We start from the raw sequence: 11,066 nt of genomic DNA, 5'->3' as shown, positions 1-11,066 counted from the left end.
TTGGGACGACAGCCTGGACGATCGGTGAAGGCTGCGCCGGCTCGAACAGCGCGGCGTCACGTCGTGGCCCGCGACTGCGCCTGAAACGCGACATTTCCTGCCTCGCCAGCCAGGGCTGCCGGGTGACCGTGGTGCCGGCGCGCACCACGGCCGACGACATTCTGGCGCTGCAGCCGGACGGCATCTTCCTGTCGAACGGCCCCGGCGACCCGGCCGCGACCGGCCGCTACGCCGTGCCCGAGATCCGCAAGCTGGTGGACTCCGGCAAGCCGGTCTTCGGCATCTGCCTCGGCCACCAGATGCTGGCGCTGGCGCTCGGCGCCACCACCGGCAAGATGCACCAGGGCCATCACGGCGCCAACCATCCGGTCAAGGACGTGACCACCGGCAAGGTCGAGATCACCTCGATGAACCACGGGTTCTCGGTCGACGGCGCCAGCCTGCCCGAGGGCGTGACCCAGACCCACCTGTCTCGCTGTTCGACGGCTCCAACTGCGGCATCGCCATGCGAGGACCGGCCGGTGTTTTCGGTGCAGTACCACCCGGAAGCCTCGCCCGGGCCCGCAGGACAGCCATTACCTGTTCAAGCGCTTCATGGACCTGATCGAAACGCGCAACCTGTAGAGCACGTCATTGCCGGGCCTGGCCCGGCAATCCAGGGCAACAGGCTCGGTGCACGCGGCCTCTGGATGCCTGCGTCAAGCGCGGGCATGACGTGGGTCGTCAGTTGGGCGGTCGCTCAGGCCACCGTACCCGGTCCCTGCTCGCCCGGTCGATGGCGCGCGAAGACGAGTTCAAGAAGCCCTCTTCGTCTTCGACCTCCGGGACCTCGTCCATCTCCACCGCATAGCCGTGCTTGCGCGCGATCAACTCGTAGAGCGGGATGCGGTGGCGCACCAGTTCCTCGAACCCCCATACGGCGAACCCGTCCGGGTCGACGTCGTCGTCCGACGCGATGCCGTGCACTGCCTTGTATTCCTTCCACTTCGCCTCGAGGAAGGCGGGCTGGTAGTACATCGGCTTGGGATTTTCGCGGAAGCGCTCGACCAGCATGGTCGCGAGGTCCGGCGTGCCGCGGATGTAGAGCAGCAGCGTGTTGTTCGACAGCGTCTTGAGCACCGGGATCGCCGACGTCGGCCAGGCTGCACGACCTCGCACAGCGAGCCGCCCAGATCGCACACGAAGTCACGGTAGCCGTAGATGTTGCGGGCCTTCTCGATGAATTCCGGCACGTCGAGCAGCGCGGCGATCTCGGCATGGCGGTGCTGGGCCTGGCGGCGGCGGTATTCGGCGAAGGTGAGCCCGCCCTTGTCGGGGTTGCCCGGCTTGCCGAGATAGCTGCGACAGGGGCGCGCAGGTTGTCGAAGGTCGATGTTGGACGACAGGTAGATCGAGTCGGTGAGCAGCAGGTTGCGCAGGAAGGGGTTCTTCATCGCCTCGCGCTTGAAGTTGTCGACGATGTGCTCGCCCATGTAGCGGGTGCCGATGCGGTAATCGACCGAATAGTGGAACCATTCGTGCTGGCGCAGCACCCAGGCGAGCGTCGTCTTGCCCGCCCCGGACATGCCGAAGATGGTGACGGCCTTGGCCGGCCACTGGCGGAAATCCTTGCCCGAGGAGAAGCGCATGTCCAGTCCGTCCCCAGTCCCTGCCAGTGTCCCGGGCGCCAATCTAGGCCGGACGGCGGCCGATCTCTAGAGCGGTTGCGGAAATCTCGCTCTGCACCCAAAGCAGCTATTGTCGCGCCGGCAAACCGCGGATATACAGGCGCCAATCGAAAAAATCGTCAGTCTGGGGAGTCCATGCGAGTGCCAACGGAATTCAAGTACCATCCGTCGGAATACGAGTACCAGCCGTCGGACGACGAGCCCTTCATGAACGAGCGGCAGAAGGAATACTTCCGCCGCAAGCTCCTCGACTGCGGTCTGGTTATGTGTTTTTATGCTTTTTTAAGATATGGAAATCATCTGAAAATTTAAATTTTGCCGCTTCATAATCTTCCGCATGCACGACAAGATTCAAATCCAATTCAAGCCACTTTGTGTTGTCAAGCTGCCATCTCGTATGTATCCCGGCGCCAAGGCCATGTGAACGCGCACAGGTTACGATCTTTTCAATACTTTGATAAAACAGCGGGTGTTCATATTGTTCGGGTATTCCCAAACTCACGGATAAATCGTGGGGCCCAATCAGCACACCATCCAGTCCCGGTATTGATAAAAGCGAATCCAAATCATCCAAAGCGGGTGTACTTTCAATGTTAATGATTAACGAACGTTGATTGTTTTTTTGATCCAGATATTCTTTGATTTCACGGTTCCATTGATTTTCATCGAGTCCGCTTTTCAACAAATCTCCTTTTAACGGTTTGTACTTGACCGCACCGATGAGCTCCTTGATTTGATCGGTTGTTTCGATATAGGGGGCTACAATACTCAACGCTCCCCAGTCCATAGCCATGGATGCATAAGTGGCATCCGGCTTGGGTATGCGCACCATGGGCACCACTCCCACAGAAAAATGGGTATGACACAAAAGAGCGGTTTCATGCGGTGAAAGGGGATAATGTTCATTGTCGATAAACACAAAATCCAGATTTAAATCGCGGGCCAGTCTGCTCCACGGCAGGGAAGCGGATGTGATTCGCGTACCCAATAACAGATTTCCGTTGTGTAATTTTTGCTTAAACTCCTGTCCTGTCATATCTAAGCCCTCAATGGTTTACTGATTTTTTCCAAATGGGACCGCCCTGGTATTTTGTACCAACAGGGTAGCGTTTGCTCGGCTGTACGGCTGTTTTCATAATGTGATCTATTTTTTCAACCACCTCCGGGAATTGATCGGATAAATCGTGGCTTTCATTGATATCTTTGCTCAAATCATAAAGTTGAATGTTGGCCTTTTGTCCCAGACGTATTCCCTTCCATTTGCCCATGCGTACCGCCTGGTCATACCGGTCCCGGCAATGTCCGTAATCCCAATACAGGTAGTCGTGTGGCTCCTTGATCTCCTTTCCTTTTAAGGCATCGACAATGGAAATCCCATCTATAGAATCGGGACAGGTTGTATCTGCTAATTTGGCAAACGTGGGCATCATATCCTGAAAAGCAATGATTTCATCACTGGTCTGCCCGGATGGTACGACACCCGGCCATCGCGCAATAAACGGCACCCGAATACCACCTTCTGTTACATCCCGTTTATATCCACGCAGAAAACCATTGGTATTGAATTGCTTCCAGATCGTACTGTGCCCGCCATTGTCACTGGTAAAAATAATCAACGTATTCTCCCCAAGACCGTATTCATCAATCAAATTAACGATACGTCCCACATCTCGGTCCAGCATATGAACCATGGCGGCATATTTTTTCGATTCCAGATCCCAGTTTTTATCACTGTAAGGTTCAGTAGAAGGCACAGCAAATCCATGCGGGTCTTCGCTTGGGGCTGAATAATGCGGCAGGGTGAACGCAGCATACAAGAAAAAGGGTTCGTCACGCGATTCCCGGATAAATTTCAAGGCGCGTTCAGCTATCAAGTCATGACTGTAATATTCCCGAGATTCAGTATTGCCTGTCAACTCCAGCCGTCCTTCATTGTCATCCAGATACTCTGTGTAATAATAATGCGCATGATCCTGATTGAGATAACCGAACCACATATCAAAACCCTGATTGGTGGCACGGCCGACCGTTCCGGCATCTCCAAGAGACCACTTGCCCACTCCCCCGCAGCGGTATCCAGCCTGTTTTAACACTTCGGCCACGGTCACATCATTATCTTTGAGATAGGTGTGATAGTGGGGATTATTGTCACGGGCCGGGGTGTGGCCATTATGCAAACCCGTCATTAAAACACTGCGAGACGGTGTGCATACCGGACCTCCGGCATATGCCTGTGTGAACCGCAAACCCTGTTCCGCCAGGTTATCGATATGGGGTGTTTTTAGCAGGGTTTGCCCATAACACCCAGATCACCATAACCCAGGTCATCGGCCATAATGAATACGATATTCGGGTTTAGACTGTGTGTGTTGAGCTCGACAAAGCGGAAGAGTGAGTGAAAACAGACATGTCTTTTTGATAGACGGCTTAAAAATTTTCTTCTTTGCATCTGTTCCTCCTGCATGTTATGCAGTTTGTTGAATTAATAATAACGTTTTACTAAAATATATTTTGCCTTATAGTCAAAATTAAAGTAGAACGTTTTACTTATAGTTAAATTACAAAATAAAACGTAAAAGTCAATAAAAAAATATATTTTTTTTTAAAAAATTTTAAGTCTCATTTAAAATAATATATTATAGATTTTTTATAGACATACGCAAGCATCTAAACCCCAAAAGTTGCCAGACACTCAGAATTTAGGTAAAACGTTAAACCCTTATTTTTCATACCATTAATAAACCGGCTGTATTTGAGGTAGACAAGAGTTTTTCAGGTTCACAAACAAATCAAATACTGCGACAGAAGCTAAAAAAACTGTGCATTCGGGTTTAATTGTCTTTACGACCTTTGCCGTTTAAAAATATCTTGCTATATTCTTTATAGCATTGCTTTATGCAGAATGATAACAAAAAAAATACAACGTTTAACCCAATCAGGATAAATTATGAAAAAAACAGCCATCATCACAGGCGCCACCAGCGGCATCGGCGAGGCGATTGCCGGCATGCTGATGTCCAAATCGTTCAATCTGGTTCTCAACGGCAGAACGGTGTATGAGAAATATGAGCACAGCGATCAAATCGCTTGTTGCGATCTCGACCTGCTGGATCAACAAACGCCCCGAAGCGTTACTGAATCTGGCGATTGAGCAGTACGGAACGCTTGATTATGTATTTGTCAATGCCGGAACCATTATTTCATCGAGTATTGAAGACATGGACATTGACAAGATGTGCCGAATGCTCAGACTCAAAGTGGAATCCTCAATGCGCTTAATTTATAGCGTATTAAAACACATGAAACAGGAAAACAACGGCCATCTGTTCATCACCTCAAGCATTCTGGGTACCAAAACCCGCGAACACGCCGGACCCTATGCCGGCGCCAATCATGCCCTGGAGGTGCTGGCTGAATCCCTGCGCATGGAATTGGCCGAGACAAATGTTAAAATCACCTGTATCGAACCGGGACTGGTGCGAACCAATCTGCATCGCGATTGGCCGGTACACCCGCAGCAAGCACTCGGCATCAGCCATGCTTTACAACCACAGGACATTGCAGATACGGTATGGGAGGTGATGAACAAACCGGATCATGTCAGGATACCCCGGGTCATGATCCTGCCGCAGGGGCATAAAATATAAATGTCATGAAAGAATTTTAAACTCCGATCCTTTGTTAATATTCAATCATTATACCAATATTGTAAACCCGGCCGCTCAGTTTATTTTTCACCATGGTGTTCCATGGGGTCGGACTGTAAGAGAGTACATTAAAGTGATCGAATAAATTCAGTATTTCTTCCCGTAATGTGATGTGAAAAGAATTGAGTACAAAAAATTTTTGCGTGAATCCCACATCAAATCTTCCATAGGCGGGTATTCGGGCGCGTCTTTGTCCCAAATAATAGGTCTCATATTCTTCTTTTTCTTCATTAAAGCGCATAAACTCCGGAGTAAAGGGAAAGCCGCTTCCGTAATGAATTCTTAAATGCATATAAGAATTTTTAAATTCCTTCATTTTATCTTCTAAAAATAATGAAATTTGATGCCGGCGTTCGGAGAGCATGGGTAAATAACCGTACGCATCTCCATAGATATCTTCACGAGCTTTTAAAAAGGAATAGCTTATTCGTTGACTCAAATCATCTCTGGATGTCCAGTTTAATTGAACATCAAATCCATAAATTTTCGCTTTTGAATCATTTTCACCGGAATAAATCATCTCGACATCCTGAATTTCATAGGATATCATATCTGTTAATAATTTGTAATAGCATTCGGCTTTGAGATGGGTACCCATCAGAAAGGGTCCTTTTACACCAACCGTGTACATGATAGATTTTTGCGATTTTAATGAGGGCGAATGTTCATCCCTGTGCAAGTATTCTTTATAAACAGGAGGTTGTATAAAATTGCCCGCGGTTAGAGAAACATAATGTCCGGATTGCAAATTGAACCCCAAAAGAGCTCTCGTCATAAAAAGATTTTCTCCGGTGTGCTCTATTCGACTATTCCGAACACCCAACCGAAGCAAAGAATAGGTTGTCGGTGTTATTTCCGCTTGTCCGTACCAATTAAAGGATTGTCCATCCTGCTTCATCTCACGAACAAATGCATTGTTTGGTTGAATATATAAACTTGTATCAGTTTCTGTTTCGTGGGGATAATGATATCCTTTGGTGACAAAATCATATTGTGTGATAAAAGAAGAAACATCAAAACCGTTCCATTCCACACCAATATCAATAGCCGCTTGCGAAAATAGTTTAGAATGCAAGTTAATTTGACTATTCAAATAGTGCCCTTTGAATTTCGAATTTGCAAATTCCCGCATCAACATGGAATCCGCAGAGGTAATAAGCCTGGGTTGCGGTGTGTAGCGGTGCAGACCCGTTAATTCGGTCTGTTCGCCTTCACGCTGCTGAAAAAAAGAACTTTTGAATGTGAGTTTCAATTTTTCGGATTTTTGATAATCCAACCCGATACCATAGAGACGGGTATTAAAATTGTATTGCTGCCGGCTTTTATTATAGGCAAATCTATGAAAACCGGTTTTCATAGACCCACTCGAATACGAGCCGGGAACGTATTTGAATCGACTGCGCGCAAGAGCAGAAAACCAGGATAATGACAGAATTTTCGCCGGATGATAAATACCTGATAATTGAAAATCCTCGTAATTCGGTTGATATACACCTTGTTTATAACCAAAATGCAAAAGATAACCGTAATCTATTTTTCGATATCCTGCCATAACGAACAGATTTTCAGCAGGCTGAAGTTTTGTGACGGCATCCACTCCGGTTGTTCGAATATCCAACAGTGCACTGATTGGTTTATCACATGTCTTATCATATTCAATATCAAGAACAGAAGAAAGCTTGTTCGAAAAAGTAACCGGGAAACCACCGGTTTTCAAATTCATACGTTCCACCATCAACGGATTTACGAGCGACGGATTTTCCAAATATCCTTTCCGCACGATGTGGGGCTGATACATGGTAAAACCGTTTATACGGATCAAATTTTCATCATAACTGCCGCCCCGAACATGATAAAAATTTGATTGATCATTTTGCGAGGTTACGCCGGGAAATGTTTTTACCACTTGCATGGGGTCCGGCACTGGCGTAGCCATTTCCCGGATATCCGTCCCATGCATTCGATATGAAGCAACCTCTGGTTCCCCTGTTTCAGCTTCAACGGTGATCTCATCTGCCTTTAACACCGTTTTTTGCAGCTGTGCATTAACGGTTAGTACAGACCCGCGTTTCAGATGAAAACTGTTTTTATATGTTTTAAAACCCATGTGTTTGAAAACAAGTGTTCCGGTTTGTATTGCAGAATAGAGATGAAAACAGCCGTCTTGACCCGTGGTTGTGCCTATATCAGTATGTTCAACATAAACATGAACTCCGGCAATGGGCTTTTCAGTGCTGCTGTCCCGAACCGTACCTGTGATTGTCAGTTCCCGGGTATAACTTGAAGAATAAAAACAAGTGAAAATGAATAGAAACAAAAAAAGCTTGGAAAAAGACATTTTCATATGGGTCTCCTTTGAACGAAACAAGCTTTTGCTTTTTCCATTTTAAACCCCTAAATTTAATTAGCATCTCTTACAGTTAGTATTGGATGTCGTATGGGGAATAGTAATGCCGTACTATTCCCCTATTTTATTTACAAGCATAAATTATCACCTCCTTCAAAGGTAGGATAAGAATAAGTTTATCCGATTGATGTAAGGTATAGCTTTTATTTTGAAAGCATAAAATTCCCCTTTTTAGATAATCCAAAATATTTAAAATTAAAAAAACCACCCTTCACAAATCCCTTGTTTTAACTTAAAAAAAAATCTTAAAAAAGCAAATAAAATATTTTATGGGAAAATATTCAAGTTTTGAACCGGATCAAAGGAGAACCCAATGACATTCCCGCATTTCATATCCTTTACTCTGACCAACGCCTGTAACCTGCGCTGCCAAATGTGCGGCCAGTGGAGCCGGGAGGGCTATATCAAAAGCCGTACAAAACAATCCGAGCGCAACATGCGGCCGTCGGACTGGGTTCGCCTTGTTGACGAAGCAGCCGATCATGATATCCGCTGTATTCTCATGCGCGGCGGTGAGCCCTTTTTGTACCCGGGGATCATGGGCCTTATAAAAACCATCAACAGCAAAGGAATACCCGTTTCCATTGACACCAACGGCACGCTTTTGGGACAATACGCTGCAGACCTGGTGCAACTCGGCAATATGCACATGACGTTTTCCATAGACGGACCGGAAGACATTCACGATGCAGTCCGGGGCGTGCCCGGCAGTTTTCAAAAAACCAAAGCAAATATCCAGTTGCTGAACGACCTGGAACAGAAAAGCGGACAAACCATAAGCAAAAGCATTTGTTTCACCATCAGCCCGTATTCCTACCTCGGATTGGCAAAAATGCCGGAGGTGGTGCGTTCTCTCGGCATTGACAGCATCAATATTGTTCCCTATTACTATGTTCCGTCGCAAATCGGAGAAACTTACGAACAAGAGTTAACAGACCAGTTTAACTGTCCGGCGTATTCCTGGCGTGGATTTCATCATGACGATTCGGGAATCGATTTTGACCGATTTCGCGAGCAGTACCGCGCTTATCTGGCCGGTCTCGACGGAATCACCGATTATCCCTATATGGACCTGAACGAAGACGAGTATCAAACCTGGTTCAGAGATGCGTCAACGCCGGTCAAATCAACGTCCTGCCGCAATATTGAGGATCTGATCGATATTCAGCCCGACGGCGGGGCCAATTTCTGTGTCGATTTTCCGGATTATAGCATCGGAAATGTTAAAGATGCATCCATAGCCGAACTCTGGAATTCGCAACGCGCAGAACAATTCCGGACTTATAGACGCAACAATCCGCTCGCGGTCTGCGGCCGCTGCGGGGCAAAATACATGTCGGAAATCCGGGATTAATGCCCAAATTCAGCCACGACGGATCAGAATATGCAGAAAACCATTCAGCGGTCAGTTTCAGCGCTAAAAAAGTAACCTCAGGGTTCTTTTGTCGTAGATACTATCGATAGCCACGTAAAAACAGTAGGATTCTTATGAAACAAATAACAGTCTTATTCCTGATCGTCCTGAGCGCCGCACTCTGCGCCCGGGACTTTGAAAACGCCTGGTGGGGCATGACCCGCAGCGAGGTCATATCCATTGAATCCCGAGCCCCGGTTCAGGAAACCGAGCACCTGCTGATCTATGAATCGACTATATCCGGATTTCCGGCGTACGCGGCTTATTCGTTTGTGAACGGCCGCCTGTACAGCGGCAAATATCTGTTCAACACCTCACACACGGACAATAACGAGTATATCAGCGATTACCATATACTCCTCGATCACATGATGAGCAGATACGGACTGCCGGTGCAGCGGGGAAAACGCTGGCAAGCCAAAACCAAACCGCAGGATTTCTCCTCGGACGGTGACGCCGTGGCGCTGGGACATTTGAACTATTTATCCTGTTGGCAAACCGACACCTCGAATATCGAATTTATCCTCACCGGTGACCATCACATGGTCAACACCGTCATGCGCTACACCTGCGCCGCGCCGATGCCGGATTCGGGAAGCATCAGGGGGCTGCATGAATATACGTTTTTCCGGAACGGATTCCGTGGCCATCCCTGGTACGCAAACGCATCCCGGGTCAAGTCAAAGGAATGCGCTGTTCTACTGAACACATACTCGAATGAATTTGTGGATAGTCTGGATTACGACACGGTTTGCCTTGCCGGACTGGATATGCTGATCGGTTATGCGTTTGCGGATGACCGGCTGATCGCCGGATACTATACCGCCGAGCTATCCTGCCTCGATCTTCAGGACGCCATTTCCGCGTTTCACCGCATCAACCGACAACTGCAGCAGTTTTATGGCAAAGCGGTCCATGAAGAGCTGCTTTGGACACAGCAGCAGCTTAAAACCAGCTATCCGCTCTGGGGCTGTGCCGTGGCCCTGGGACATCTGACCTATATCACAGATTACAGGTGTTCAGCGTCGCGTATCAGCGTCACACTCACCTCCAATCACGGCGGAATCATTCTCATGATCCAAATGACGCCGGAATCACGGCTGTTGCACAATGCCACGGCCAGCGGACAATCGCACCAGATGCAGCGACTTGCCGTTCCGGTCTGTTCCGGTTTTAATGAAGCGTTTTAAACAAAAACAGGCAAAATGGGTTTATTTTCATGAAACAAAAAGTGATCAGAGAGAGCATCGTCACCCTGGTGTTTTTCCTGATAATCGGTACGATGCTGTGGCAAACTCAGGGCATTTGTTTTTCCTGTTTAATTTCGCCTATATCGGGGTTGCGGCATCAGCCGGAGAACTGATATTCGGCCTGTTGCCGCGCGAAAAAAAGGTCATCGGACGCAGAGTCAGCCAGCTGCTGATCGGTTCCTATATGCTGGGCGTTCTGGGAATTCTCGGCTGGGAAAACATGCAAATCGAGGGGTTTTTTATTTATCTGCTGGCGGGTATTTTCTCCGGCCCGGTTTTGCATTATCTGATCGCAAAAATCGGCGGCACCTTTTTGTTCGGCCGCGGCTGGTGCGAACAGCATTGCCCCATGGATATCAAACTTTTAAGCTACATGCGCAGAGGACAGCGCATCCGGTCAACAGAATGTATTGCCTGTCAGCAGTGCGTCAACATCTGTCCGGAAAACGCTGTACAGTACAGCAAAAAATTTGATCCGGGATTCAGAGAATACTTGAATTATCGAAAAACGAATTTCCCTCAATAATGCCCACCTCCCATACGCTGCTGTAAATATCCGGTCATTGTCGTTTTAATCCATTCATGATTTGAAATAATAAAACGAAAGACCTGAATAGAAAA

11 protein-coding genes and 1 pseudogene are annotated in these 11,066 nt (G+C 47.8%); 7 read left to right on the top strand and 5 right to left on the bottom strand.

Going from position 1 to position 11,066, the window contains the following annotated elements; translation table 11 throughout:
• Window positions 1-122 precede the first annotated feature (122 nt).
• Window positions 123-515 (top strand): annotated as a pseudogene (locus U5R06_24845) (gamma-glutamyl-gamma-aminobutyrate hydrolase family protein).
• Window positions 516-723: 208 nt separating this feature from the next.
• On the opposite strand, the gene U5R06_24840 reads toward U5R06_24845, so the two are convergent.
• Entirely contained in the window at window positions 724-1,119 is a 396-nt protein-coding gene (locus U5R06_24840) for a hypothetical protein (protein ID MDZ7725958.1), read from the bottom strand.
• 137 nt (window positions 1,120-1,256) lie between these two features.
• Here U5R06_24840 and U5R06_24835 point away from each other — a divergent pair, with 137 nt between their 5' ends.
• Window positions 1,257-1,979, top strand: coding sequence for a hypothetical protein (locus tag U5R06_24835; GenBank protein ID MDZ7725957.1), 723 nt, complete (start codon window positions 1,257-1,259; stop codon window positions 1,977-1,979).
• Here U5R06_24835 and U5R06_24830 read toward each other — a convergent pair.
• Genes U5R06_24830 through U5R06_24820 form a run of 3 tightly spaced genes read right to left on the bottom strand, consistent with a single transcriptional unit; the run spans window position 1,930 to window position 4,116 of the window.
• Window positions 1,930-2,703, bottom strand: coding sequence for an aldolase/citrate lyase family protein (locus U5R06_24830; protein MDZ7725956.1), 774 nt, complete (start codon window positions 2,701-2,703; stop codon window positions 1,930-1,932). The two genes, U5R06_24835 and U5R06_24830, sit on opposite strands and share 50 nt — an antisense overlap.
• 10 nt (window positions 2,704-2,713) lie before the next feature.
• The gene (locus U5R06_24825; protein ID MDZ7725955.1) at window positions 2,714-3,913 is read right to left on the bottom strand and encodes an arylsulfatase; all 1,200 of its coding nucleotides are present in this window, start codon (window positions 3,911-3,913) and stop codon (window positions 2,714-2,716) included.
• A 35-nt stretch (window positions 3,914-3,948) separates the two neighbouring features.
• On the bottom strand, window positions 3,949-4,116 hold the full coding sequence (locus U5R06_24820) for a hypothetical protein (GenBank protein ID MDZ7725954.1): 168 nt from the start codon (window positions 4,114-4,116) through the stop codon (window positions 3,949-3,951).
• A gap of 498 nt (window positions 4,117-4,614) precedes the next feature.
• Between U5R06_24820 and U5R06_24815 the strand changes: the two genes are divergently transcribed.
• The gene (locus U5R06_24815; GenBank protein ID MDZ7725953.1) at window positions 4,615-4,818 is read left to right on the top strand and encodes an SDR family NAD(P)-dependent oxidoreductase; all 204 of its coding nucleotides are present in this window, start codon (window positions 4,615-4,617) and stop codon (window positions 4,816-4,818) included.
• Window positions 4,733-5,314 carry an SDR family oxidoreductase gene (locus U5R06_24810; GenBank protein MDZ7725952.1) on the top strand — a complete coding sequence of 194 codons (582 nt, stop codon included), beginning with the start codon at window positions 4,733-4,735 and terminating at the stop codon, window positions 5,312-5,314. Before U5R06_24815 ends, U5R06_24810 begins: the two co-directional genes overlap by 86 nt.
• Before the next feature lie 34 nt (window positions 5,315-5,348).
• Here the strand turns inward: U5R06_24810 and U5R06_24805 are convergent, their stop codons facing one another.
• Window positions 5,349-7,718: a TonB-dependent receptor gene (locus tag U5R06_24805; protein MDZ7725951.1), complete on the bottom strand. Its 2,370-nt coding sequence runs from the start codon at window positions 7,716-7,718 to the stop codon at window positions 5,349-5,351.
• A gap of 376 nt (window positions 7,719-8,094) precedes the next feature.
• Between U5R06_24805 and U5R06_24800 the strand changes: the two genes are divergently transcribed.
• From U5R06_24800 to U5R06_24790, 3 genes are all read left to right on the top strand, one after another.
• Window positions 8,095-9,135 carry a radical SAM protein gene (locus U5R06_24800; GenBank protein MDZ7725950.1) on the top strand — a complete coding sequence of 347 codons (1,041 nt, stop codon included), beginning with the start codon at window positions 8,095-8,097 and terminating at the stop codon, window positions 9,133-9,135.
• A gap of 134 nt (window positions 9,136-9,269) precedes the next feature.
• Window positions 9,270-10,385 carry a hypothetical protein gene (locus U5R06_24795; GenBank protein MDZ7725949.1) on the top strand — a complete coding sequence of 372 codons (1,116 nt, stop codon included), beginning with the start codon at window positions 9,270-9,272 and terminating at the stop codon, window positions 10,383-10,385.
• Window positions 10,372-10,971 (top strand): 4Fe-4S binding protein, encoded by a 600-nt coding sequence (locus U5R06_24790; GenBank protein ID MDZ7725948.1) that lies wholly within the window; start codon window positions 10,372-10,374, stop codon window positions 10,969-10,971. Before U5R06_24795 ends, U5R06_24790 begins: the two co-directional genes overlap by 14 nt.
• Window positions 10,972-11,066 lie beyond the last annotated feature (95 nt).

It is taken from the genome of candidate division KSB1 bacterium, from assembly GCA_034521575.1.
GTDB lineage: Bacteria > Zhuqueibacterota > Zhuqueibacteria > Residuimicrobiales > Krinioviventaceae > JAXHMJ01.
Note: the sequence above shows the minus strand (reverse complement) of the source record. Positions and strands in the feature narration are given on the sequence as shown.

Coding starts and splice junctions, on each gene's coding strand:
- U5R06_24790 (MDZ7725948.1), top strand. CDS start 10,372: ATGAAGCGTTTTAAACAAAAACAGGCAAAATGGGTTTATTTTCATGAA.
- U5R06_24835 (MDZ7725957.1), top strand. CDS start 1,257: ATGGCGGTGCTGGGCCTGGCGGCGGCGGTATTCGGCGAAGGTGAGCCC.
- U5R06_24800 (MDZ7725950.1), top strand. CDS start 8,095: ATGACATTCCCGCATTTCATATCCTTTACTCTGACCAACGCCTGTAAC.
- U5R06_24810 (MDZ7725952.1), top strand. CDS start 4,733: ATGAGCACAGCGATCAAATCGCTTGTTGCGATCTCGACCTGCTGGATC.
- U5R06_24805 (MDZ7725951.1), bottom strand. CDS start 7,718: ATGAAAATGTCTTTTTCCAAGCTTTTTTTGTTTCTATTCATTTTCACT.
- U5R06_24820 (MDZ7725954.1), bottom strand. CDS start 4,116: ATGCAAAGAAGAAAATTTTTAAGCCGTCTATCAAAAAGACATGTCTGT.
- U5R06_24830 (MDZ7725956.1), bottom strand. CDS start 2,703: ATGACAGGACAGGAGTTTAAGCAAAAATTACACAACGGAAATCTGTTA.
- U5R06_24815 (MDZ7725953.1), top strand. CDS start 4,615: ATGAAAAAAACAGCCATCATCACAGGCGCCACCAGCGGCATCGGCGAG.
- U5R06_24795 (MDZ7725949.1), top strand. CDS start 9,270: ATGAAACAAATAACAGTCTTATTCCTGATCGTCCTGAGCGCCGCACTC.